This is a genomic window from Clostridium lentum, assembly GCF_014287815.1.
Lineage (GTDB): Bacteria > Bacillota > Clostridia > Clostridiales > Clostridiaceae > Clostridium > Clostridium lentum.
The window spans coordinates 20,953-46,355 of the sequence record NZ_JACOOQ010000021.1 but is presented as its reverse complement, the minus strand read 5'-3'; the positions used below and the strand labels follow the sequence as shown (position 1 = coordinate 46,355).

General features: G+C 27.0%; 26 protein-coding genes, 1 tRNA gene and 3 pseudogenes. 26 read left to right on the top strand and 4 right to left on the bottom strand.

From position 1 onward, the window contains the following. Nucleotides 1-128: 128 nt before the first annotated feature. From H8R92_RS13625 to H8R92_RS11505, 11 genes and pseudogenes are all read left to right on the top strand, one after another. Nucleotides 129-1,573 (top strand): annotated as a pseudogene (locus H8R92_RS13625) (recombinase family protein). A 133-nt stretch (nucleotides 1,574-1,706) separates the two neighbouring features. Then, nucleotides 1,707-1,877, top strand: a complete 171-nt coding sequence (locus H8R92_RS11545; protein WP_186835522.1) for a hypothetical protein — start codon at nucleotides 1,707-1,709, stop codon at nucleotides 1,875-1,877. Further along, nucleotides 1,861-2,280 carry a hypothetical protein gene (locus H8R92_RS11540; RefSeq protein ID WP_186835521.1) on the top strand — a complete coding sequence of 140 codons (420 nt, stop codon included), beginning with the start codon at nucleotides 1,861-1,863 and terminating at the stop codon, nucleotides 2,278-2,280. The genes H8R92_RS11545 and H8R92_RS11540 overlap by 17 nt, the downstream gene beginning before the upstream one ends. 45 nt (nucleotides 2,281-2,325) lie before the next feature. Continuing rightward, on the top strand, nucleotides 2,326-2,496 hold the full coding sequence (locus tag H8R92_RS11535) for a hypothetical protein (RefSeq protein WP_186835520.1): 171 nt from the start codon (nucleotides 2,326-2,328) through the stop codon (nucleotides 2,494-2,496). Between the two features lie 307 nt (nucleotides 2,497-2,803). Then, entirely contained in the window at nucleotides 2,804-3,235 is a 432-nt protein-coding gene (locus tag H8R92_RS11530; RefSeq protein WP_186835519.1) for a MarR family winged helix-turn-helix transcriptional regulator, read from the top strand. A gap of 127 nt (nucleotides 3,236-3,362) precedes the next feature. Further along, nucleotides 3,363-3,839 carry a glutathione peroxidase gene (locus tag H8R92_RS11525; RefSeq protein WP_186835518.1) on the top strand — a complete coding sequence of 159 codons (477 nt, stop codon included), beginning with the start codon at nucleotides 3,363-3,365 and terminating at the stop codon, nucleotides 3,837-3,839. An 11-nt stretch (nucleotides 3,840-3,850) separates the two neighbouring features. Continuing rightward, nucleotides 3,851-4,213 (top strand): annotated as a pseudogene (locus H8R92_RS13620) (NAD(P)/FAD-dependent oxidoreductase); the annotation flags it as partial. Beyond that, complete coding sequence (gene trxA, locus H8R92_RS13615; protein ID WP_243166656.1) at nucleotides 4,202-4,462, top strand: thioredoxin; 261 nt, start codon at nucleotides 4,202-4,204, stop codon at nucleotides 4,460-4,462. The pseudogene H8R92_RS13620 and the gene trxA, both read left to right, overlap by 12 nt. 15 nt (nucleotides 4,463-4,477) lie before the next feature. Next, nucleotides 4,478-5,011, top strand: a complete 534-nt coding sequence (locus tag H8R92_RS11515; protein ID WP_186835516.1) for a glutathione peroxidase — start codon at nucleotides 4,478-4,480, stop codon at nucleotides 5,009-5,011. Between the two features lie 230 nt (nucleotides 5,012-5,241). Then, nucleotides 5,242-5,379, top strand: a complete 138-nt coding sequence (locus H8R92_RS11510; protein WP_186835515.1) for a hypothetical protein — start codon at nucleotides 5,242-5,244, stop codon at nucleotides 5,377-5,379. 16 nt (nucleotides 5,380-5,395) lie between these two features. Continuing rightward, a complete protein-coding gene (locus H8R92_RS11505) occupies nucleotides 5,396-6,301 on the top strand; it encodes a poly(ethylene terephthalate) hydrolase family protein (protein ID WP_186835514.1) in 906 nt (301 codons plus the stop codon). Between the two features lie 344 nt (nucleotides 6,302-6,645). Here the strand turns inward: H8R92_RS11505 and H8R92_RS11500 are convergent, their stop codons facing one another. Continuing rightward, on the bottom strand, nucleotides 6,646-6,906 hold the full coding sequence (locus tag H8R92_RS11500; RefSeq protein WP_022167366.1) for a hypothetical protein: 261 nt from the start codon (nucleotides 6,904-6,906) through the stop codon (nucleotides 6,646-6,648). A gap of 434 nt (nucleotides 6,907-7,340) precedes the next feature. On the opposite strand from H8R92_RS11500, the gene H8R92_RS11495 reads away from it, so the two are divergent. The 8 genes from H8R92_RS11495 (at nucleotide 7,341) to H8R92_RS11460 (ending at nucleotide 14,776) form a co-directional block, all read left to right on the top strand. Continuing rightward, nucleotides 7,341-8,408 (top strand): C45 family autoproteolytic acyltransferase/hydrolase, encoded by a 1,068-nt coding sequence (locus tag H8R92_RS11495; protein ID WP_022211485.1) that lies wholly within the window; start codon nucleotides 7,341-7,343, stop codon nucleotides 8,406-8,408. Nucleotides 8,409-8,583: 175 nt separating this feature from the next. Further along, complete coding sequence (locus H8R92_RS11490; RefSeq protein WP_186835513.1) at nucleotides 8,584-8,931, top strand: zinc ribbon domain-containing protein YjdM; 348 nt, start codon at nucleotides 8,584-8,586, stop codon at nucleotides 8,929-8,931. A gap of 126 nt (nucleotides 8,932-9,057) precedes the next feature. Beyond that, nucleotides 9,058-9,738, top strand: a complete 681-nt coding sequence (locus H8R92_RS11485; RefSeq protein ID WP_186835512.1) for a Crp/Fnr family transcriptional regulator — start codon at nucleotides 9,058-9,060, stop codon at nucleotides 9,736-9,738. Between the two features lie 103 nt (nucleotides 9,739-9,841). After that, nucleotides 9,842-11,479 carry a hydroxylamine reductase gene (hcp, locus tag H8R92_RS11480; RefSeq protein WP_186835511.1) on the top strand — a complete coding sequence of 546 codons (1,638 nt, stop codon included), beginning with the start codon at nucleotides 9,842-9,844 and terminating at the stop codon, nucleotides 11,477-11,479. 259 nt (nucleotides 11,480-11,738) lie between these two features. Further along, on the top strand, nucleotides 11,739-12,932 hold the full coding sequence (locus H8R92_RS11475; RefSeq protein ID WP_186835510.1) for a dicarboxylate/amino acid:cation symporter: 1,194 nt from the start codon (nucleotides 11,739-11,741) through the stop codon (nucleotides 12,930-12,932). Between the two features lie 86 nt (nucleotides 12,933-13,018). Next, nucleotides 13,019-13,198: a hypothetical protein gene (locus H8R92_RS11470; RefSeq protein WP_022211490.1), complete on the top strand. Its 180-nt coding sequence runs from the start codon at nucleotides 13,019-13,021 to the stop codon at nucleotides 13,196-13,198. 228 nt (nucleotides 13,199-13,426) lie between these two features. Beyond that, nucleotides 13,427-14,353, top strand: coding sequence for a polysaccharide deacetylase family protein (locus tag H8R92_RS11465; RefSeq protein WP_186835509.1), 927 nt, complete (start codon nucleotides 13,427-13,429; stop codon nucleotides 14,351-14,353). A gap of 117 nt (nucleotides 14,354-14,470) precedes the next feature. After that, a complete protein-coding gene (locus tag H8R92_RS11460; protein ID WP_022211978.1) occupies nucleotides 14,471-14,776 on the top strand; it encodes a hypothetical protein in 306 nt (101 codons plus the stop codon). Between the two features lie 27 nt (nucleotides 14,777-14,803). On the opposite strand, the gene H8R92_RS11455 is transcribed toward H8R92_RS11460, so the two are convergent. Next, the gene (locus H8R92_RS11455) at nucleotides 14,804-16,384 is read right to left on the bottom strand and encodes a DEAD/DEAH box helicase (RefSeq protein WP_186835508.1); all 1,581 of its coding nucleotides are present in this window, start codon (nucleotides 16,382-16,384) and stop codon (nucleotides 14,804-14,806) included. Between the two features lie 387 nt (nucleotides 16,385-16,771). On the opposite strand from H8R92_RS11455, the gene H8R92_RS11450 reads away from it, so the two are divergent. Beyond that, nucleotides 16,772-18,124 carry an MATE family efflux transporter gene (locus tag H8R92_RS11450; protein WP_022211976.1) on the top strand — a complete coding sequence of 451 codons (1,353 nt, stop codon included), beginning with the start codon at nucleotides 16,772-16,774 and terminating at the stop codon, nucleotides 18,122-18,124. Nucleotides 18,125-18,169: 45 nt separating this feature from the next. Here H8R92_RS11450 and H8R92_RS11445 read toward each other — a convergent pair whose 3' ends face one another. Next, complete coding sequence (locus H8R92_RS11445) at nucleotides 18,170-18,796, bottom strand: lysophospholipid acyltransferase family protein (protein ID WP_366461551.1); 627 nt, start codon at nucleotides 18,794-18,796, stop codon at nucleotides 18,170-18,172. A gap of 152 nt (nucleotides 18,797-18,948) precedes the next feature. Between H8R92_RS11445 and H8R92_RS11440 the strand changes: the two genes are divergently transcribed. From H8R92_RS11440 to H8R92_RS11420, 5 genes are all read left to right on the top strand, one after another. Continuing rightward, a complete protein-coding gene (locus H8R92_RS11440) occupies nucleotides 18,949-19,986 on the top strand; it encodes a staygreen family protein (RefSeq protein ID WP_186835506.1) in 1,038 nt (345 codons plus the stop codon). A 56-nt stretch (nucleotides 19,987-20,042) separates the two neighbouring features. After that, nucleotides 20,043-20,117 (top strand) — tRNA-Arg (locus H8R92_RS11435). Between the two features lie 82 nt (nucleotides 20,118-20,199). Then, a complete protein-coding gene (locus tag H8R92_RS11430) occupies nucleotides 20,200-20,946 on the top strand; it encodes a hypothetical protein (RefSeq protein WP_186835505.1) in 747 nt (248 codons plus the stop codon). A gap of 235 nt (nucleotides 20,947-21,181) precedes the next feature. Then, nucleotides 21,182-22,249, top strand: coding sequence for a hypothetical protein (locus H8R92_RS11425; protein WP_186835504.1), 1,068 nt, complete (start codon nucleotides 21,182-21,184; stop codon nucleotides 22,247-22,249). Further along, the gene (locus tag H8R92_RS11420; protein ID WP_243166657.1) at nucleotides 22,249-23,163 is read left to right on the top strand and encodes a reverse transcriptase domain-containing protein; all 915 of its coding nucleotides are present in this window, start codon (nucleotides 22,249-22,251) and stop codon (nucleotides 23,161-23,163) included. Before H8R92_RS11425 ends, H8R92_RS11420 begins: the two co-directional genes overlap by 1 nt. Nucleotides 23,164-23,359: 196 nt before the next feature. On the opposite strand, the pseudogene H8R92_RS11415 reads toward H8R92_RS11420, so the two are convergent. Continuing rightward, nucleotides 23,360-24,271: pseudogene (locus H8R92_RS11415) on the bottom strand (tyrosine-type recombinase/integrase); the annotation flags it as partial. A gap of 91 nt (nucleotides 24,272-24,362) precedes the next feature. Between H8R92_RS11415 and H8R92_RS11410 the strand changes: the two are divergent. After that, nucleotides 24,363-25,301, top strand: coding sequence for a transposase (locus tag H8R92_RS11410; protein ID WP_186835502.1), 939 nt, complete (start codon nucleotides 24,363-24,365; stop codon nucleotides 25,299-25,301). The last annotated feature ends 102 nt before the right edge of the window (nucleotides 25,302-25,403 follow it).

Genomic DNA, 25,403 nt, shown 5'->3' with positions numbered 1-25,403 from the left:
TTTTTATCTACTTATCTACCTTTTCCCCCTTTACTATCCAAGAATAATTGTAATAGAAAATATCGTCATAACCGTAGTGCCAATAGTGTCGATATTTTCAGTAGAAATAAGTTAATGATTATAGGAGAATAAAAGTGAATATAGATAAAGTAAATAAGATAGAACAGATTGCTATATACTGTAGAGTAAGTACAATAGAACAAGCAGAAGAAGGATATAGTATAGATGAACAAGAAAGACTTCTAAGAGATTGGTGTAATAGAATGAATTACTCAGTTTATAAGGTATATTCAGATAGAGGAATAAGTGGTAAAGAGATAAAAAATAGACCAGCACTAAAGGAACTTCTAAAGGATGCAGAGGAAAGAAAGTTTCAGATGGTGATTTCTTAGAAGATTAATAGGATAAGTATAAAGCTTTCAGATGTTCTAAAGATAGTAGATGTATTGGAACAGAATAATATAGCTTTCAATTCTTATTCAGAGCAATTCGATAATAGTACACCAGCAGGAAAAATGCAATTTCACATGATGGCATTGATAGGGGAGTTTGAGATAGGAACAATAGTTCAAAATGTAAAAATGGGAATGTGTGCAAAAGCAAAAGCAGGAGAATGGTGTGGAGGAAGGGTATTAGGGTATGACTTAGTACCAATAGAGGATATTCAAACTGGAAAAAGAAGAAAAACCAAGCTAATAATAAATGAAAAGGAAGCAGAAGTTGTTAGATTATAGAAGAAAGTTTATGGGATAAAGTACAAGCTGTACTGGAAAGTAAGAAAGGTAAGCCAGCTAGAATTTATGATGGAAAATTTCCTCTAACAGGAATATTAAGATGTCCTAAATGTGGAGCTGGAATGGTAATAATGAGAACAACTAATAAATTAAAAGATGGAACAAGGAGGAGATTAACATATTATGCTTGTGATAATTGGAAAAATAAGAGTGTAGCGGTATGTAATTCTAATACTATAAGATGTGATAAGGCTAATGAGTATGTATTTAGTAATATATCAGAGCTATTAAGTAATGATAAAATGATTAAATCAATAGTAACAAATATAAATAAAGAAAGGAGTAATAGAGTAAGTCCAGCTAAAAAAGAATTAGCAAGAATAGACAAAGAATTAGAAAGATTGGATGGTAAAAAGAAAAAGATTTTTGAAGCTTATGAAGATGAGATAATAACTAAGGAAGAGTTTCAATCAAGAAATGTGGAATTAAATAATAGGATAAAAATTCTTCATGAAGAAAAACAACCATTACTAGTAACGCTTTCAGATGATATATCAGAGGAAATATCTTATGAATTTATAAAGAGCATACTAGAGAGTTTTGGTAAAATCCTAAATGAAAATGTAGAAGTAGAACAACAGAAGAAATTGTTACATATGATAATATCAGAAATAACAATAAATGAATTAAGGGAAGTAGATTCTATAAAGTTAAATATAAATGATAACTTGATAGAATATCTAAGTAAAGAAGAAGGAGTATCTATAAAGGATGCTCCTTCTTCTTTTATGTTAAAAAATGTTGGAATTAGTGTATTGAACTTAGATATAGTAATATGATAATTCGGGTATAAATTAATACACCAAAAAATAATAAAAAGAAAGTTTATTAGACAAATTTAGACAAATTTTTTATTTCTGTCATGATACTATATTAAATGTAATTTATCTGTGTAATTTAGGGGGGAGATACATGAAGAAAGTATTGATAGTAGGAATTATCTTAGGAATGACGACAGTATTTGTTGGATGCGGAAATTCATCATATAATAAATTCATGGAAGAAGGAAAATTAGCATTAGCTAGTAAAGAATATGAAAAAGCTGTCAGTATGTTTAAATTAGCTTATGATGAAAAAAAATAATGAAGAGGCTGAATCATTAATAAAGCAGACTGAGGGATTTATAGAATTAGAAAATTTTAAGAAGGAACAACCTGTTGATGTAATTGTTAATAAATGTGATGAAATATTAACTAATGAATATAAAACAACTTACATACTTGATGAAGTGAATGAAATAAAAGAAGAATACAGTATCAAGTTAGATGAAGTTATTAAAAATAGAGAAGCGTTAAATCAAAGAATGGATGATATAGAATCTAATTATATAAATAATGAACAGTATGAAGAAAGTATTGAATTATTAGAGCAAATTAGACGTGAAATAAAGCCATATATAGATGTTGATAGTATATTAAATGAAAATCCAATAGAGTGGGACCCATCATGGAATGCTAAACCAGATGGATATTATGATGGAAATTAATAAGAGACTATCTAAAATATATTAAAGAAGAGGGAGAATATTAAGATGAATGCAGTAGAAGGGTTAAGTAAATTAATAGCTTGGGTAATAGTTACAGCAATTAAAATAGTAGTTTATCCTATATATATAATATCAGATATAATATCTAGAGTATGTAAAGGGATATTAAATTCAATATCAGAGAAAAAGGAAATTGAATTTGAAGAGTGTGAGTAAAAGAGATTACTCAAGTAAAATAAGAACTTCTAAAATGAAGTTCTTATTTTTATATAGAAAAACCTCACTTGCTATAGATACGGAGAACCGTATCATAAATAAGTGAGGTTTATAGCTTTAGGTATTGGTATAACTTGCCTAAGGCTATTTTTGTAATTGAAAATATACTACCATAAGTAATAATAAAGAGTTAAAAAATATATTTATATTAATTTACACTTGACAAAAGTGGTGAATAGTAATAATATAATAACAAGATTAATTGAATAAAATTAAATTTGAAAAAATTTAAAAAAGGGGAATTATAATGGGTAAATATGAGAAAATGAAATTAGATAATCAGTTATGTTTTTCATTATATGCAGCCTCAAGAGAAGTAATAAAAACTTATAAACCACATTTAGATAAATATGGACTTACATACACTCAATATATTGCTATGTTAGTTGTATGGGAGTATGAAAAGATAACGGTAAAGGAAATGGGGCAAAAACTACATTTAGATTCAGGAACTCTTACTCCTGTATTAAAAAAGCTACTTTCAATGGAATTAATAGATAAATATAGAGATAAGGATGATGATAGAGTAGTTATTGTGGAGGTTACTGAAAAAGGAAGAAAAATGAAGGAGGAAATCATTGAGGTTCCAGAGAAAATGTATTGTAAGTTTGGCAAGAGCATAGAAGATCTTGTTGAGCTAAAGAGATTGTTAGATAATTTATTAGCAACATTTAAGTAAGAATTTGTTGAAATATACATTTAATTAGAATTGATCTTTTAATTAAATGTGTATGTAACAAATTCTATAAATTTAGAATAATTAATTGAATAAAATTAAATTTGATAAAATTAAAAGGAGATAAAATATGAAATTTTATGATTTTTCAGCAAAAAAAATGAATGGGCAAGAAGTTAAGATGGAAGCATTTAAAGGTAAAGTTGTATTAGTAGTTAATACAGCAAGTAAATGTGGGTTAACACCACAATTTACTGAATTAGAACAATTAAATAAGAAATATAAAGAAGAAGGTCTAGAAATTTTAGGATTCCCTTGCAATCAGTTTGCACATCAAGATAAAGGAAGCAATGAAGAAATACAAGAGTTCTGCTCTTTAAACTATGGAGTTACATTTAATATGTTCCAAAAGATTGAGGTAAATGGAGAAAATGCACATCCATTATATAAGTTCTTAAAAAATGAGAAAAAAGGTTTATTGAGTAAAGAAATTAAATGGAATTTTACAAAATTTCTTATTGATTCAGAAGGAAATGTAGTTAAAAGATATGCACCTACAGTAAAGCCATTAAAAATTGAAGAGGATATTAAAAAATTATTAAAATAATTATAGGTGGTAATGATAAAATGTATGAAGCTACTTCAATAATATTAGCTACAGGAGTTAATTTTGGTAAGCCATTTAAGGGGGAAGAAGAGTTTTTAGGTAAAGGGGTAGGATATTGTGCAACATGTGATGCTCCTTTATATAAAGATAAAGTCGTAACAATAATTGCTTATAATAAGCATGAAGAAGCTGAAGCAAATTTTATAGGAACAATAGCATCAAAAGTATATTATGTGCCAATGTATAAGCAAGAAATAGAAGTTGATTCATCTATTGAAATAATAAATGATATTCCAGTGGAAATAGTAGGAGATAGTTCAGTTAAAAAACTTATTCTTAAAAATAGTGAAATTGAAAAAGATATGGTTTTAGTGGATTTTTTTGCAGAATGGTGTGGACCTTGTAAAATGATTTCAACAATATTGGATGAGTTACAAGTTGAATTTGAAGATAAAATTAACATAATAAAGGTTAACGTTGATAACAGTATGGATATTGCAGAACAATATAATATATCTAATATTCCTGCATTAGTATTATTAAAAAAAGGTCAAGAAGTTCAAAGATTAATAGGATTTTCACCTAAACAGGTGATTAAAGAAAATATTGAGAAACATTTATAAGAAGGAGAAAAAATTATGATATATGATTTTAAAGTAAAAAAGACAAATGGAGAAGAAATACTTTTAGAAAAATATAAAGGAAAGGTTCTTTTAATAGTAAATACAGCAAGTGGATGTGGATTTACACCACAATATGAAGGGTTACAAAAGATTTATGATGAATATAAAGATAAAGGTTTTGAAATATTAGATTTTCCATGTAATCAATTTTTCCAACAAGCACCAGGAAGTGATGCTGAGTTATCAAGTTTTTGCAAATTAACATATGGAACAACTTTTGAAACTTTTGCTAAAATTGAAGTAAATGGAGAAAATGCTTCAGACTTATATAAGTTTTTAAAATCAGAAGCACCACAAGCAGAAGAAGATGAAGAATCAAAGTTATTATACGGAAAGCTTGAAGATCTAGGGTTTAAAACTGATGGAGAAGATATAAAATGGAATTTTACTAAATTTTTAGTGGATAAAAACGGTAAGATTATTTCGAGATTTGCCCCAACATATGAACCTAAGAAATTAGCTTCAATAATAAATGATCTATTAAAATAAACTGTAGCGTGGGAATTATAGCATAATTATATATAATAGATAAAAGAATAAAGTGGCAAAACCTCATTTAGAGTAGTTACGGAGAACCATATCATAAATAAGTGAGGTTTTTATTTAAATTGTAAATAGAATAATGTTATAAGATATTAAAATTCTTACTTGTATTAAAATATGCAGGTAAGAGTTTTTATTTATAATAAAAGAGTAAAGTTTATTAAATAATAAAATTATTGGAGAATAATGTAGATTATAAATATTTTGAAGCAACACATTCAGGACACGGACTTCAAAATGATGATAAAATTTATAAAGAATATATGGAAACAGTGGAAGAATACCTTGATAAGTATATACCTGCAGAAAAATAATTAAGGAGGAGTAGAGATGAAAAAGCTGTTAAATATAATTGGAATATCCATTGTATTATTTATTGCACTGTTAGTCATAATATTATTTATACCAATGACACCCAATAACTATACTAAGGAAGTAAAAACAGGTGGAGATATTGAAATTAAATATTTATCAATGGGAGATTATAAAGTTAAGAAGGTAAAAAAAGATGGCTCAGAAATAACGAAGAAATATTATATTTATTATCCTGAAGAATTAAGTAATATCAATAAAAAATATCCAGTAGTAGTTATATTAAATGGTACTGGAGTTTTGCCTAAAAAGTATAAAGCATTATTCAAACATTTAGCTTCTTGGGGATTTGTAGTTATTGGCAATGATGATGGTAGCACAGGATTTGGCAAGTCTGCTGATGAAACAATAGATTTGATTATATCTGAAAATAGTAATAGTAACAGTATTTTTTATGGTAAATTAGATTTAGACAACATAGGTATAACAGGACATTCACAAGGTGGAACAGGAGTGTTAACAGCAACTTCTATTATGGAATATAAGGACAAATACAAAACAGCAGTAGCTTTATCTCCAACACACGAAGAAATTTCACATCAGTTTGGGTGGAAATATGATTTAACTAAAATAAATATACCAATATTGATGATAGCAGGAACTAATGGATATTTTGAAACTCAATATGTAATACCAATTGAAAAAATGATTGAAATGTATAATAAGATACCATCATCAAAGGTAATGCTCAGAAGAATTGGAGCAAAACATGTACAAATGCTATATTCAGCAGATGGATATGTTACAGCATGGTTTATGTGGCAATTACAAGGAGATGAAGAAGCGGGAAAAGCATTTATTGGATATAATCCAGAAATAAGAAATAACAAATTATATCAAGATATTCAATTATCAGTCGAATAGTAAAAGTAAAAATGCTCTTTGACTAATAGAAGTAGCAACAATAATAACTACAAAAGATATTAATTATAAAAAATGGGGCTGTTGAACTAAATAATTAGTGTTTATGGTAATTTATTTATATGTCAAAATGGTAAAAAGCTAGAAAGGGGGGGATGAAGTAATAGTATCCGCAAGTGAAAAGTTTAAAATTATAAAACTAATAATTAATATTTTAGAGGTTAATAGAATTTAAAAAAGATGACTCCTGTTCAATACAGAAATCATCTCTTAAATTAGTCTACTCTTTTTTAAACTGTCCTTGACAAAGGGTATAGTTTAAATATTCCAATCTTTATTTTTAAATATTAATAATTAAATTTATTTTTTACAGCTTCAAAAACAGGTTCAAAACTACTTTGATTTTCATTAAATAGTTTTATTAACTCTTCTTTTGCTTTAATATATTTAGGATCACATTCATCATATTTAATTATTGCATTACCTTCCTTATGAAACTTCATAAATATTATTGGATGTTTTTTTGCGAATAACTCTAATTCTTCAATATGACGTTCTGCTTTTGTTGCTTTTTTCATCCACCTAAAAATATTTTCATAATTATTCATTTTATTCATCCTCCTTATTATAGCTTAAAATCAGTTGAATCATAAGTTTTTACTTTGGGTTCTCCAAAGTAAGCTTTTACACTTTTAACTTATGGATTATGATTTACATTTTTGTGTTGATGTTTAGTATTTTTCATTTTATTTGATAAAATAATATAACTTAAATTGGTCTTATGTCAATATATTGGACACAGAAACTCAAACTTTTTTATGTTGCACTTCTAGCTAATAATTAGCATTGTTCTGGTGTCATGTAATTAATAGAAGAGTGAAGCCTCGTTCTTATTGTAACCAACCCTCAATATATTTAAATATAGCTATATTAGCTTAATCATAAAAAAATAATTTGTAAATAAAATAGTTTGATTATCAAAATAAAATAATGTATAATATCTTTAGCAAAGATAACTTATTAAAAAATAGGAGAAAAGTATATGAAGAAAAAATTAAAGATAATAGGTATTAGTACATTAGCATTAATATTAGCATTAGTTATTGGAGTAGGAGGATTGTTTTTTGGAGAGATTCGTACATTAGTATCTTTTAAACAATTAAATGAGCATCCTTTTTATGAAATGACTTATCATGCAGATTATAATTTAGATGAATTTTTAGTAAATGGAGCTGCAACAGATGATGATCTTGTAAGTTTTGTAACTAAGCAAGTATTAAAAGGAATTTCTTTTGATGTTAATCCAGATGGAGCTTGTAGCACTTTTGTTGCTACTAATTTAGAAGATGAAAATCTTTTTGGAAGAAATTTTGATTATGTACATTCTATAGGACTTATTGTTCGCACTCAACCTAAGAATGGATATAAGTCAATTTCTTTAGTTAATTTAAATCATTTAGGATTAAGTTTAGAAAATATGCCAACTAAGAATTTAATAAATCGTGTTATTACTTTAGCAGCACCATATGCACCATTAGATGGTATGAATGAAAAAGGACTTGCTATTGGTGTTCTTGTTATTGAAGATGGAAAAGTTCATCAAAATACTGGAAAAGTACCTATAACAACTACTTCAGCAATTCGTATGGTTTTAGATAAAGCGGCTACTGTTGATGAAGCTATTGAATTACTTAAAAATTATGATATGAATTCAAGTGGAGAAACAGGTTATCATTTTCAAATTGCAGATGCTACAGGAAATACAGCAGTTGTTGAATATATAAATAATGAAATGCATGTTTTAACTAAAGAAGAGGGATATACAGCAGCAACAAATTTTGTTCTTTATAACAATATGAATTCAGGATATGGACAAGACCGTTATGAAAAAATTAAAGCTAAGCAAGAAGAGACAAATGGAATAATGAGTGAAGATGAAGCAATGGATCTTTTACTTAGTGTACCATCACAAGGAGTAAGACAGGTTGAAGGTGGAGAAGGAATACCTTCAGATACACAATGGTCATGTGTGTATAATTTAGATGATTTAACATTACAAATTTGTACAACTAGAGATAAGTCTAGAACTTATAATTACTCATTAAAATAATGATATTGTTAATTCAGAAATCTTGAATTTTTGTTTGTATGATGATTGTTTGTCAATATTAAAAGAGTATGATAGTATATATAAGAATATAAGCAGAATTTTATATATTTCTATATTTTGCATATATTAATTGTAATTATACAATTACAAATGAAAATTATTGGAGGAATGAATAATGGATAAATTACCAAATTGCCCTAAATGTAATTCGGAATATACATATGAAGATGGAAGCCTTTTAGTATGTCCTGAATGTGCTTATGAGTGGACTGCTGGTGCAGAAGTTGCTGGAGAAGCTCAAGAAGTAATCAAAGATGCAAATGGAAATGTATTAAACGATGGAGATACAGTTACAATAATAAAAGACCTTAAAGTTAAAGGTGCTTCATCTGCATTAAAGCAAGGTACAAAAGTAAAAAATATACGTTTACTTTATGGTGTATCTGATGGACATGATATTGATTGTAAAATAGATGGTTTTGGAGCTATGAAATTAAAATCATCAGTAGTTAAAAAAATATAGAAAAGATTCCGTATTAATAAGAACTTAATGCTTCAGAAATAAAGTTCATATTAATACGGTTTTTTTATATGTAATAATAAAAAAGTAGTATACTATAATTAAAACAAAAGATAAGAGTGGTGAAAAATGAAAGAAATAATAAATAATATTAAAGATAATGCACTTTTTTCTGGTATTAGTGGAGAAGAATTAGAAGAATTATTAAAACATTTAAATTATTATATAGAGAGATATCCTAAAGGTTCTATAATTTCACAGGAAGATGATAACTGTAATGCTATAGGTTTATTATTACAAGGAACAGCTAATATAGAAAGAATATATCCTAGTGGTAAATCTATAGTAATGAAGAAGCTTTCTTGTGGTGATGTATTTGGAGAGGCACTTATTTTTTCTAAAACTACTACGTATCCTGTAACAGTAATGGCAAATAGCAATTGTATAGTAGGGTATTTAAATAAAGAGGACATCAGAAAATTATTTTCTTTAAATGATATTATATTAGAAAATTTTCTGATGCTTTTAAGTGATAAAGTTATTGTACTTAATAATAAGATTAAAAGTATTTCTTTAAAAAATATAAAGCAAAAAGTTGCAGATTATATTTTGCAAGAATATAAATCACAAAAACAACTAATAGTAAATTTAAAAATGAACAAAGAAGAAATAGCAAATTTTATAGGAATTCCGAGACCTTCTTTATCAAGAGAATTAATTAAGCTTAGAAAAGAAAAAATTATAGATTTTGATAGGAATAATATAACTATATTAGATATAGAGAAATTAGAAGAAATACTTTTTCATTGAAAAAATGAAAATAAACTTTGTAACAAATGTTACATATTTTATTTTAATTATAGTGTATTATATAGTATATATTTTGAAAATTAATTTTACGGGGGTTTAAGAAATGGAAAATAAAATGTTTTGTTTTCAATGTCAAGAAACAGCAGGATGTACAGGTTGCACTAAGTTTGGTGTTTGTGGAAAAAGCCCAGATTTAGCTAGAATGCAAGACCTTTTAATATATACAACTAAAGGGTTAAGTGAGATAACAACTAGATTAAGAGCTGAAGGACAAGCTATAGATGGAGCAGTTAATCACTTAATAACTATTAATTTGTTTACAACAATAACTAATGCAAACTTTGATGATGAAGTATTCTACAGCAGAGTTAGAGAAACTTTAAATGTTAAGAATGAACTTATGGCAAAGTTAAAAGATACAGCAAACTTATCAGAAGCAGCTTTATGGGATGCATCTTCAAATGAAGAAATGGACAAGAAGTCTGATATAGGAGTTTTAGCAACTAAAGATGAAGATGTTAGAAGTTTAAGAGAACTTATAACTTATGGATTAAAAGGTATGTCAGCATACATGAAGCATGCTAATGCTTTAGGATATGATAGTGAAGAAGTTAATGCTTTCATGCAAAGCACATTAGCTAAGTTATTAGATGATTCTTTAACAATAGACGAACTTATAGCTTTAACTTTAGAAACAGGTAAAGTTGGTGTTGATGGTATGGCATTATTAGACCAAGCTAACACTGAAACTTATGGAAATCCTGAAATAACTAAAGTAAATATTGGAGTTAGAAATAATCCAGGTATCTTAGTATCAGGACATGACTTAAAAGATTTAGAATTATTATTAAAACAAACAGAAGGTACAGGAGTAGATGTATACACTCACTCAGAAATGTTACCAGCACATTACTATCCACATTTAAAGAAATATTCTCACTTAGTAGGAAACTATGGTAATGCATGGTGGAAACAAAAAGAAGAATTTGAAAGCTTTAATGGACCAATTCTTATGACTACTAACTGTATAGTACCACCTAAGGACTCATACAAAGATAGAGTATATACAACTGGAGCAGCTGGATATACAGGATGTACTCATATTAAAGGAGAAAGTGAAGATAATAAAGATTTCTCAGCAATAATAGAACATGCTAAGAAGTGCAAAGCTCCAACTGAAATTGAAACTGGAGAAATTGTTGGTGGATTTGCCCATGCTCAAGTATTTGCTTTAGCTGATAAAATTGTTGAAGCAGTAAAATCAGGAGCTATTAAGAAATTCTTCGTAATGGGTGGTTGCGATGGTAGAGCTAAATCAAGAAATTATTACACTGATTTTGCTAAGGCTCTTCCAAAGGATACTGTTATTTTAACTGCAGGATGTGCTAAATATAAATATAATAAATTAGATCTTGGAGATATCGGTGGAATTCCAAGAGTACTAGATGCAGGACAATGTAACGATTCATACTCATTAGCATTAATAGCATTAAAATTAAAAGAAATATTTGAACTTGAAGATATAAATGATTTACCAATAGCATTTAATATTGCTTGGTATGAACAAAAAGCAGTAATAGTATTATTATCATTACTATACTTAGGAGTGAAAAATATTCACTTAGGACCAACGCTTCCAGCATTCCTTTCACCTAATGTAGCTAAAGTATTAGTTGAAAACTTTGGTATTGGTGGAATAAATAATGTTGAAGATGATATAGAAATGTTTATGAACATGTAATATATTGAATTATCAAAAAGAACCTCTTGGTAAACAGCTAAGGGGTTCTTTTTACAATTGATGAAAAACTTATGCTTGATGAATATGGAATTAATAATATTATCAAGATAGAACTATCTAATTTATAATATAGAAAAGTTATTGAGGGAAGTTATTTAATAGTTTTTTCAAAAACTAATTGACATAAATTTCTACGCATTGTATATTGTAAGTATATAATAAACAGTTGTACGTCGTGAAAGTACAAAAGGGGGTATTTATGAAAAAAATGTCTTTAATTTCAAGGATATTTATTTGTTTCTTTTTGGGTATTATCTTGGGGTTAGGATGCAATGGTATTGGTCTTTTATGGCCAGTAAGATTAGCAGCTACATTTAGTAGTATTTTTGGTAGCTTCTTATCCTTTGTTATTCCTTTAATAATAATAGGATTTATAGTTCCAGGAATAGCTACACTAGGTAAAAAGTCTGGAAAGGGTTTGCTACTTACAACAGTTATAGCTTATGTTTCAACTATAGTAGCAGGATTATTAGCGTATTTAGCAGGGTCAGCCATTCTGCCTAATTTAATTAAGCAGGGAACATTAGCAGAAGGAGCAGCAGTTGAAGCTACTGCCTACTTTACAATAGATATACCTGCTATAATGGGGGTTATGTCTGCTTTAGTCTTAGCTTTTATTTTAGGTATTGGTATATCAAAAGTAAAAGATAGCTCTTTATTAAGGGTTTTTGAAGAGTTTAATGAAATAGTGCTTATGATAGTTAATAAAGTATTAATTCCTTTAGTACCAATATATATTGGTTGTATTTTTGCTAAATTAAGCTTCAGTGGAGAGATATTTACTACTCTTAAGTCTTTTGCCATAGTATATGCAGTATTATTTTCAGTGCAAGCTATATATATATTAATTCAATACAGTATAACTTCAATAATAAAGAAGGAAAATCCTATTAAGTTGATAAAAAATATGCTACCAGCATATTTTACAGCAATGGGGACACAATCATCAGCAGCTACTATTCCAGTAACTTTACAATGTGTAAAAAGAAATTCAGTTAGTGATGAAATAGCAGAATTTGTAGTTCCTTTAGGAGCGACAATACATCTAGCAGGAGATACAATAACTTTAGTAATAACTTCAATGGCTGTAATGTATATGAATGGACAAGTTCCAACATTATCTCAAGTATTACCATTCATTTTTATGCTTGGAATTACAATGATTGCAGCACCAGGAGTTCCAGGAGGTGGAGTAATGGCAGCACTTGGATTATTAGAAACAATGTTTGGCTTTGGTAGTATAGAAAAATCTATAATGATAGCTCTTCACGCAGCACAAGATAGCTTGGGAACAGCTACTAATATAACTGGTGATGGAGCAATTGCTATAATTGTAGATTATCTTATAAATAAGAAAAGTAATGAAAGTAAAGTAGAGTTAGAGTCAACTTAAATTCATTTTAAACAATATTTTAGTGAAAATAATGATATAATTAAGGGTAACTATTATTGATTAATTTGATGAATGGAGGGCTAGATATGTTTACTAAAGAAGAACTTTTAGTAATTGAAGATGCATTAAATATTGCAGATGAAAAATATATTAAGCTTATGGAAGAAAGTAAGAATAATAAAAATAAGCTTGTAGCATATAACAGAAAACAAAAAAAACTATGGTTAGTTCAAAATAAATTAAAGAAGCTTTTACAAGAAAAGTAATAAAAACATCCAGAAAGAAAGATTCTAATCTTACTTTCTGGATGTTTTTTAATATATATATTTATCATAATCCACCTAATAAATTCAATATATACAATTATATATTAAAGTTTTGAAATATTTAATAAAATATTGAAAAAAATTAAGAAAATATAGCTTTAAAATAAATTTACAAAGATTTAAAAGTATAATAAGATTTATAGTAGTAATTAGTATGAGGAGGAATTTATGATAAAAAATAAAAAGAAAAATCTTTTAATTTTAGTTGCTATAATATTAATTATAGGAAGTGTAGTGATTATAAAAGAAAAAAATAGCAAGAATAAATATAATTCTATTAAAGCAGAAAAGCAAGAGAGCACAGGTGAGGAAGTAAGTGAAGCTCCTAGTTCTGTAAGTAATGAAGAAGGCAATTTGGAAACAGTAGAGGAAGGAGTAAATGAGAAAGCAGATACAACGGAGGTAAAGTATATAAACATTGCACCAGAAGAAGTGAGAATTCCAATTTTAATGTATCATTCTATATGCGCTGATTATCCTGATAATAGTTTGATGGTAGCACCTGAACTCTTTAATGAACAAATGGCTTGGCTTAATGATAATGGATTTACTACAATGTCTTTAGAAGAGGTATACGAAGCTTTTGAAACAGGTAAGGTACCAGTAAAGCCTGTAGCTATAACTTTTGATGATGGTTATGCTGATAATTATACAGAGGCATATCCTATATTAAAAGAGTACGGTATGAAGGCAACATTTTTTATAATAACCAATAATACAGACAAAGATGGTTACTATATGAGTACAGATATGTTAAAAGAAATGAAGGAACATGGAATGGAAATTGAAAATCATACAGCATATCATTTTGAATTAGGTGGAGCCTCACTTGCGGATCAAAAGATGACTATAGAAGATGGAAAAGAATTTCTTAAGGAGAATATTGGAGTAGATAGTAAGTTTTTATGCTATCCAGCAGGTAAGTATGATGATACCACTGTGAGTTTAGATGCACAACTTGGTATTAAGGCAGCAGTAACCACTGAATATGGTTTTGCTAGTATAAATGATGGTTTATATACCTTAAAGAGGGTGAGAATATCACCGATGTCTATGGATAGTTTTAGCAGTATTTTTTCTCCATTTACAGAATAAAAATCATGTGCCATAATTAATTTAATATATTTAGAAATAATAATATTATATAATAGCTGGCTATTTTTAGTGAAATAATAGATATTTTATTAGGATAACAGTTATGGAGGTAACTATATGGCAAAATATAATAGCACAAATAATGACTTATTAAGAGATTCAAAGAGAAATACAACACCTAAAATATATGGTCTTTTATGTGATTTAGTAAATGATGAAAGGGAAGATTTGGCAGAATTAGTATTAAAGATTGATTATCTTATAGCTTATGCTAGTAATGCAGCAAAAGGCAAAGATTTTCAAGAGGCTAAAGAAACTGTATCTAAAGCTAAGGAAAGAATAAAAATGCTTAAGAGAGAAAATGTAGATGTTTCTCATTTAGAATATTTATTAGAAGGTGTAGAAAAAAAGATAAAGAAGTAAAAATTTCTTTATCTTTTTTTATAAAAATTATTTTCTTTTTCTGCTTTTGTTAGCAACTTCTACATTTACTTTTCTCTTGTTAATTTTCTTTCCAGAGCATTTTTCAAGTATTTGTTTATGAATGCTGTAATCAACATTTACAAATGTGAAGTTTTCTAATATATCTATATCTCTTATTTGACGTCCGCCAACCTTAGCATTATCTTTGATATAGTTTAATAATAATTTTATTGTTAATCCATCTCTCTTACCAGCTGAGAAGAATAATCTAACATCTTCTTTCTTAGGAGAAGCTATTTCGTTGTTTTTGTAATCAAATGATAATTTATTTTTAAATTGGTTTTGTATTAATGATGCAATTACATCTGTTGCATTAAACTTTTCTGTAAGCTCTTCTGCAATTTTTGTAAATCTTGAAGTATCAGTATTGTCTTCAATTATTGTACTTACTTCTTCTAAAAGTATAGCAAATTTGTTATTGTAAATTTCTTCAACTGTAGGTACAGATTTTTTTACTATATTACTCTTAGTTACTTTTTTAATTTGATTTAAGAAACCAAATTCTCTTGGTGAAATTATGCTGTAAGCAGTACCAGTTCTTCCTGCTCTACCAGTTCTACCAATTCTATGAACATAAGATTCAATGTCTTGTGGTAATTCATAGTTAAATACATGAGTTACGCCATCAACGTCGATTCCTCTAGCAGCAACATCTGTTGCAACTAAGAATTTTAATGATCCGTTCTTAAATTTAGCTAAAGTCTTCATTCTTTGAATTTGAGACATATCTCCGTGCATTCCTTCAACCATATATCCTCTGCTTTGCATAGATGAAACTAAATCATCAACACCTTTTTTTGTTTTACAGAAGATGATACCAGCAGATGGATTATCGAAATCTATTAATCTGCATAAAGTTTCAAACCTTTCATTATTATTAACTTCAAAAAAGTTTTGAGTAATTGTTGAGCCAGTCAATTCTTTTCTAGCAATAGCAATATGTACAGAATCTTCTTTTAAATATTTCTTAGTTAATTTTTTGATTTGAGAAGGCATTGTTGCTGAGAATAAAAGAGTTTGTCTTTCTTCAGGAATACTCTTCATTATTTCTTCCATATCATCAATGAATCCCATGTTTAACATTTCATCAGCTTCATCTAATACTAAGAATTCAACTGAATCTAAAGGTAAAGTACCTCTTCTTATATGGTCTAAAACTCTTCCTGGAGTTCCTACAACTATGTTAGCTTTCTTTATGTCTCTTATTTGGTTGTGTATTGGTGCACCACCGTAGACAGCAACTACGTTTAATTTTTCATATTTTGCAAGCTTAACTAATTCATCGTGAACTTGTATAGCTAATTCTCTTGTTGGTGCTAAGATAATTGAACTTATTGCCTTTCTATTAGCTATGTTGTTTAGCATTGGAAGTCCAAAAGCAGCTGTTTTTCCAGTACCTGTCTGAGCTTGGCCAATGATATCTTGCCCGTTTAAAGCTACTGGAATAGCTTCGGCTTGGATATCTGATGGAGTAGTAAAGCCTAAATCTGTTATAGCTTTTAATAATCCCTCTTTCAATCCTAAGTCATTAAATGTTAATTTTGTCATATAGTATCCTCTTTCTTTTCAATATATTTTTATTTATAAATTTTAATCTACTAATTAAAATAATTATTCAGCACAACTATTTTTATAACTTATCTTAGTATATAGTAAAACAATAATTTATGCACTAAGTATTTATTGTAAAAATTAAAAAATACTAAAACTTAGTAAATAAAAATGAGTTTATTTGCATAAAAATAAAAAAAATAAGTGTTTATATAGTTGACAAGTAGGAGAAAATAGTTCAAAATATCAAATTGAAAATAGCAATTATGAGACAGTATGAAATTATTGTATATTGTGTTATTTTATCAATAGAGCAGATGGGCGGCTTAAATACTACCCATTTGCTCTATTTTTTTAAAAGAAAATTGTGAAAGGTGAGAAAAAATGGGAAAAATTTTAGAAGATAAGGTATTTTTAAAAGCAATGCTTACATTGGCAATTCCTATTGCATTACAAAATTTAATAACAACGTCATTAAATCTAGTGGACAACCTCATGATTGGTAAATTAGGAGAAACTCCTATAGCAGCAGTAGGATTAGCAAATCAATATTTCTTTATATTTACTTTATGTATAATGGGTATAAATGCAGGAGCCAATATATTTATGGCTCAGTTTTGGGGTAAGAAAAATGTTAAAGACATAAAGAAGATGTTAGGAATTGATATTACTATTGGATTTATTGCAACAATGATATTTGGTTTGGCAGCCTTTGTTTTTCCTCATAAAATAATGGGAATATTATCAAATGATATTGAAGTAATACAGTTAGGTTCACAATATTTAAGGATTGTAGCTATAAGTACAATATTTGTTAACTTAAGTCAATGTCTTTCTTCAGCACTAAGAAGTACAGGACAGCCATCTATACCTATGTATGCTAGTTTAATAGGTGTTTTATGTAATGCAGTATTAAACTGGGTATTTATATTTGGTAATCTTGGAGCACCAAAAATGGGGGTGGCAGGAGCAGCTTTAGCAACGACCATTGCCAGAATAATAGAATTTATATATATTCTTGGTAATGTTTATATAGGTAAGAATATAGTAGCAGCAAAGGTAAGAGAATTATTTGATTTTAGTTTTAAAGATATAAAAGGTTATTTTAAGGTTTCAACTTCTGTAATTTTAAATGAGCTTGTATGGTCGCTAGGTATGACAGCTTATACAGTATCATATTCATTTATTGGCACAAGAGCTGTAGCTACAATGCAAATAGCAAATACGTTAAATAATATGTTTATGGTTATTTGTACAGGCTTAGGTGCAGCAGCAGCCATAATTATAGGAAATAAAATTGGAGCAGAAGAAGAGGAAGTAGCTATAGATTATTCTAAAAGGATTAGTATTCTTGCACCGATTGCAGGGTTTATTTTAGGAATAATAATATGGATAGCAGCACCATTAATAGTGAAACCTTTTGATGTAAGTGCAGAAGCATGTGCAGATACTATTAGAGTATTAAGAATAATGGCAATTTTTTCAGCTTTAAGATTCTTTAATACAGTATTGATAATAGGTGTATTTAGAGGTGGCGGAGATACTTTATATACAATGCTAGTACAACTTGGTACAGTTTGGTTTTATGCAGTACCAATAGCCTTTTTTGCAGCTATAGTATTAAAGATGCCAGTGGAAGTTGTATTTTTCCTAATCTGTTCTGAGGAACTTGTTAAAGTATCATTTAGTATTTCTAGATTGAAGTCATGTAAGTGGATTAAAAATGTTATAAACTAAAAAATCTGTATAAGGGAATTTATAATTTTCCTTATACAGATTTTTTTATTTTTCAGGTAGCTTACTAGCTACAATTTCTTGAATTTTTGCTGGTAGCTCTTCTAATTCTTCCTTAGATAAGCCATTAGTTTCAACCATTTTATGTATATAGAAATCTACAGTGCCTTTTTTTATCCATAATCCATTACCATGTTCCATGATCTTGTATGAACCATTAATAGTGATAGGTATTATAGGACACTTTGATTTTGTGGCAAGTTTAAAGCTTCCTGCTTTAAATTCTGCCATCTTAGTACCTTTACTTCTAGTTCCTTCTGGGAAGATAACCATTGAAAATCCCGCTTTTAAGTTTTTTATACCTTTAATAATAGCTTCCCCAGATTTTCTTATGCTTAATCTATCCATAAATACACAATGCATAGCATTCATCCAGCCTGTAACTAGAGGGATTTTTTCTACTTCAATTTTTGATATAAAGCCTATTAAATTAGGAATTGAAGTTAAATATATTGGTATATCAAAGTTTCCTTGATGATTTCCTACAAATAGTACAGTTTTGTCTTTTGGAAGATTTTCTAATCCATGTACATTTACATTTACTCCTGCAACTTTAAGTAATGAATTTGCCCATATACGAGTACATTTATTAGTTAGATTATTGCTTTCTTCCATTCGTCCTTTTTTAGCTAAATATTTAACTCTTAGAAGGAAGGGAATACTTATAATTAAACTTAAGAAAAACCATATAAACCAAATAATCGTTCTTATCATAATAATTCACTCCTATTATATTAGTACATTTTTCAGTATACTATAAATTTATTATGTATTCAAAAGATGTGTGTAGAAAGAGCATAAGCAAAGTTAGGAGTTTTTCATATATTATCAATGAAGATAATTTAATAGAGGGTATGAATTTGAGTGATTTTAATAAAGAAAAATTGAACATTGTCTTTGCTGATGATATAGATAATGATGGAGCAATAATACCTAGAAGATATACTTTAACTCATAGTGATGAAACAGGAGAATTGTTTTTAAGTATAGGAAAATATTATGATTATAGCAAGGTAAGTGAATTAAGAGATGAAGTCTTAGGATGCTGGAGTTGTGATGAGAATAACTTATATTATTTAAGATTGGAAGTGCTTTTAGATACTTGTAGTGATGAAGAAAAAATAGCCATAAGAAATAAAATTTTTAGAAATGAATTACCAATGGTGATTAAAGCAATAATATATGGTGATAGGGAATTTTTTTTAATTCATAAGGAATTATATGGAAGTAAGGTAATTATTAAATTTAAATCTAGTAATAAGACTTATAATGCTGTAGAACAGTGGGGATATGTAAAAGATTATAAGGTAAAAGAAGCTTATGAATGTAGGTATTATAATGACAAGAATAAGGATATCATGAGTAATGCTGTTGAAAAAAAGGCTAGTAGCCAAGAAAATATCAGTATGGAAAAATTTCAACCTATAGATATGGAAGAAAACTTAGTTAGTTATCCAACACCATTTGCACCTAGAATGAAGTATGCAATTCCAGTTAATCCACAAATTAATCTACAAAATAGATGTTCAATCATTGAAAGAGCTTTAATGGATATGCTTTTTCCTTATATAGAAAATCAGGTGTTTTTAACTTTTGGTAAAAATACTCCTTTTTGCTTAAGTCAAGGAAGAATTTTAAATGCAAGGGTTATATCTAGCTATGGACCATGTAGGCAGCAATATGAAATAGTAGTGGGAATAAAAGCAGGAAGAGTACCTACACCATATGATAATCTCATAATAACATTTTTAATTAACAATAATAGAGTTACTGTAAAATCATCAAAAAATCCTAGATTTGAATAATAGAAGAAATTGACATAACAAAAAAGTTATAATAAAATAGTTATTGTAGTGGATATGCTCCTATAGTTAAATGGATAGAACAATCCCCTCCTAAGGGATAGATACAGGTTCGATTCCTGTTGGGAGTACCATGTATAATACAAAAAACGGCCTAATTATAGTAATTAAGCCGTTTTTTTATGTAAAAAAGTGACTAAAAGGGGACTAAAGTTTTTGAAAGAAAATAATGAATCAACAGATAGTATAATTAAATATAAAATTACTGAAGAAAGCATTATAGAATATTGTTCTAAGTTAAAAAAAAGTAAGATGAATGAATTGAATATTAATAGTAGGGATAGTGAAAATTATTATTATTATAAACAAATAAACTTTGATAGCAATTATAAGCTATTCTCAGATTTATATTTACTTAAGAGAAAAGATACAAGCTATATTATTAAAGAAAGGAATAGCGGAATAAATATATACTTATCTGATTATGAGATAATATTATTATTAGCTGAAATAAGAGATAACTATAGAGAATCTTTTAATTTTATAGTTAATGAATCTAAAAAAGTAGTTGATAATAAAGGACAAGTAATTAGATGCTATATTGATAAACAAGAGTTTAAGTTTCAAGGATTATCATTAGAAGAAAAAGAAGTCTTAATTAGTACAAAAGCTGATATAGCCATTAGTATTAATGATATTATAATGTTAATTAACTTAATAATAGAAAAGGAACGTATTTCATCAGAAAAAATGGCTAATGGGACTTTAGGAAAATATATATTATTTGCGATTTATTTATCCAAAAATACAGAGGAAAGTGAAAGAAATCAACTTAAGGTTTTTTTTGAAAAGGAAAGTATTGATTTAAGTAATATTAAAAAAAGTATAAATAGCAATGGAAAATCTAAGAAATCTGGAATAAAAATATTAATAAAAAGTGATGATTTAAAAACATATATATGATATGATTTAAATGGGAAATCCTAGTACGACTTATTTGTCACCTTAGCTTTTAAGGTTAATATAATTACAAAATAGTAAAATTTGAATTGATTCCATCAATGATTTTGAGTGGATAAGAAAAATTTTAAATTGCTCACTATCTGGGTTCAAATTGAAAATTTTTCTTATTAGATCAATTTGTCAAATAAAATATATCAAATTTTAGTAGGATTTCCCTTGATTTTATGAGGGAAAAATGTATAGGTTTAATGATTTAACAATTAATGATCCATTAAAAATTATATTTTTATGTGGTTCAAAATTTAATAATGAGCATTATGATAAAAGAATAGTATTAAAAAGGTACTTAGAACAAAAGCAAAATATTTATCCATTAATATTAGAAGAAAATTATGAGTTTTTCGTGGATAAGTTAAAAAAGTTTCAAGAAAAGATACCCTATAGTGAGATTAATTTAGATAATTTATTTAAGGTTGAATCTCTTACTGCAAGTATTAGTGATGGTATTATAATAATTCATGAAACTGACTCTACAGCAGCTGAAATGGGTATTTTTGCAACCAATCCAATTATTAGAAAAAAAATGTGTATATTAATACCTAATGAATATTGCATTGATGGAAAGAGCATATCTAATTTTTTAAGGCTTGCTTTTTTTAGGAATAATAATGATATATTTAGAATAGAATATTTTCCAGAAACATCTATTTATTATCAATCTGAAAATGTTAGTAGATATCATACAAAATTTAATGACAATAAAATAGGTGATAGATTAGGAAAGAGCATTGATACATATATTAGTAGATATACAAAAAAGAATATTAAATTAAAAATTAGTAGAGTACTATATGGGAAAATTAATTCGGAAGATAATACATATAAGATTGATGATGATAATAAAAAGGTGGAAGTTTATTTTAATATAGAAACAATAAAATATTATGTATATTCACTTTTTACAATAAATGAATATAGAAGAGAAATAAGAAAAACAACTACAATAAATAAATGTGTTAATCTTACAAGTCAATGGTTTAATGAGATTTTATTTAATACGATTAGCGAAAAAGCTGATAGTAGTATTGATGGATATAAAATAGTATGTAGTATAAATGATTTTTATAAGATAGATATTAAATTTAAGCAGGTAATTGCATATTCGTTATATGTTTTAGATGGAATAGGTTTTATAGACTTACCTTTTAACAAAAGTTTTTCTATTAGCAAAAATATTAACAATAATTTAAGTCAGCTAAAAGCACTTATAAGTAAAGAAAATTATGAAGAAGGTTTATTTTGATGATTAAAGAAGATCTTGTTGTAAAATATATTCCTAAACATAATGGATATAGAAAGATAGTTACGTATAAAGAGAATAGTGAATTAAAAAAGTTCCACACTAAAGCGAAAAATGTACTAGATAAGAAAATAATTCCATCTAAATTTGCGAAGGCATATATAAAAAAACGTTCCATAATTTCTAATGCCAATGTACATAGATATAATGATATTTTTATTGCATTAGATATAAAAGATTTTTTTGCTAATATTAAACATAAAAAATTAATTGATTTATTACAATTTGAATTAGCTAGAAATGGAAGAAGGGTTTATAAAAAAGATTGTATTAAAATTGTTAAGTCATGTTCGAATACAGATAGAGGGCTATTAGTAGGGTTGAAGTTATCACCAATATTAGCCAATATTTATTTAAAGGAATTCGATAATATATTATACGGAAAGTTAAAAAAAATGAATCTACCAGATGTAAAGTATACTAGGTATGCTGATGATTTAGTTATTTCATTTAAAAATTGTGAAGCTAATTTACATGATATAATATCTTTAATACAAAAATTATTAAAAAGATATGGATTAAGAATTAATGAAAAGAAAACAAGAATTATTAATTTTAATGTTTCTAATCATGTTAGAATAACAGGAATTAATATAGTAAAAGATGAAAAGAATTTTAGAACTTTATCAGTTGGTAGACAAAGAAAAAATGAATTGTATTATTTAGCAAAGGAAATTTTAGATGGACAACTGAATGATCCGGTTAAAATAAGAAAGGTTAAAGGACTACAATCATTTATATTATCTGTAGAAGGAGTTAATTATCAAAAGACGTATTCTTATGCTATGATTAATGAATTTACACGGAGAGGATATATTGATTTAAAAGACTTTATTGATAAATTAGATTATAAGTAAAAAAGATGGCATTTTATGTCATCTTTTTTTACTTATAATAAATTTTAGTTCTTTATAAAGTGTGGTAATATCAAAATAATTATAAGTTATATATATAATAATTAGTGAGTATAATATTTCCATTAAATTATAAGTATATTAATTTAAATAAAAAACATTGATAGAGCCTTTTTTTCAATAAATAGGCATTTATTTATTATATTTTAAAGATATTGTTTAATAGTGTTGCTGTGTCCTTTTTCATATCGTCAATGACATGGGTATAGGTATTTAAAGTTATAGAAATATCTTTATGTCCTAATCTATCAGAAATGATTTTAATATTTTCACCATTAGATATTAATAAAGTAGCATGAGTATGTCTCAGTGAATGAATTGATATTTGTTTTATATTTTGATACTTAGCTACTTTTTTGGTGAATTCCATAGAAATATTTCTAGGGTTACACATAGTATTTTGTCTACTTAACACAACAAAATCACATTCACTAGGTAAAATTTGGCGTTTAATAAAACTGAGATTTTGTATTAATATTTTAGGTATACTAATGCTTCTTTTACTTGTAGAAGTCTTTAAAATTGACGATAGAATTAATTTTTTTGAGATTTTATCTTGTATAACTTGATTATTAATATTTATATATCCATTTTCTAAATAAACATCACACCATCTAATACCACATAACTCACCAACTCTAACTCCTGTCATGGTAGCAATTAATATTGGAGTATATAGATAGGTATTTTCAATTTCTCTTAAAAAAAATTTCAGTTCTTTTTCATCCCAAAATTCAACTTCTTTTTTTATTAATTTTATTGTTTCAATTTCTGTAGGAATTGTATAAATAAGTTTATTTTTTTGTGCATATTTAAAGCAATTATTAAATGTTTCTAGTATTTTTTTTGCACTTGATGGATTAAGTTTCTCTTTATTAATTAAATCATTATAAAAATTTTGAATTGTATTGTTAGTAATGTCATTTAGCTTATAATGTCCTAATTTAGGAATTATATGAGTATTTATTCTACTTAAATAATTGGTTCTAGTGTTTATTCCTATACTTAATGATTTATAATCATTAAACCATTGTATTAGGTTGTTGAATAAACAAAATTTGTAAAAATAAATAAAGTCACTCTTTTGTGATATAATAATTTCGCTAAAAACCCAAATACATCACAAAAGGAATGACTAGAATATGATTATACCATTAAATATTAAAAGCGAAAATACTTATTATAAAATTTTTGAAGCTGTTAAAATTGCATTTACTAAATTAAGTACAAATAATCAAAATACTAAAGGAAGACCTCGTAAATATTCAGATCAACAAATAGTTTGCTGTATGTTATACGGCGTTAAAAATAGTATTTTTAGTTTAAGAGAGCTTGAATATAAAATAAAACAAGATCATATATTTAAATCTATTATTCAAATTGATGATGTTCCAGATTACTCTACTTTATCACTAAGGGCAAAACACTTAGAAAAGCATATATATTATGGTATTTATGCTATGTTTATTGAATTTATTGATCCTGAAATTAGATTATGTGCAATAGATGGAACTGCATTAAGAAGTTCTAAATACGATAGCGAAGCTAAATCGGGTAAAGGTACTCGACTTGGTTATTTTAAAGGTTATAAGTTGCATTGTATTTCAGCAGTTACCGATATTATAATTTCTTTAGTATTTGATTTAACAACAGCAAATGTTTATGATAATCAACTTTCACACTTACTTTATGAGGTTAAAACTTATAATCCATTTTTAATAATTGCTGATGCTGCGTATGATTCTGCAGAGTGGTTTGATATTGTTTCTGATTTAGAGTTAAATCTATTGACTGATATTAATATGCGTAAAGCTAAAAGTATTGAGTCATTTACAGTCAAAAGATATGAAAATGCTTTATTTATGAAATCTCCTATTGGATTAAATTTATATAAAAACAGATTAAAAATAGAGCAATTATTTTCTGCATTAAAAGGATTATATAATTTAGAAAATCCAAGACTTTATGGGCAAGCCCGATACGAACGTCATATAAAATGGGTATTATTATCATATTTAATAGATGAATTTAATAAAAAACAGCAAGGAATAAAAAGTAGAAAATATCCTTGGAACCTATGAGTTCAAAGAATATTTTCTTAAATAACTATCTGTAAAAATTAGTTATTCAACAACCTAATTTAAGTATAAAAAGAATGAAGGAGTTAAACCAATAATACTAGG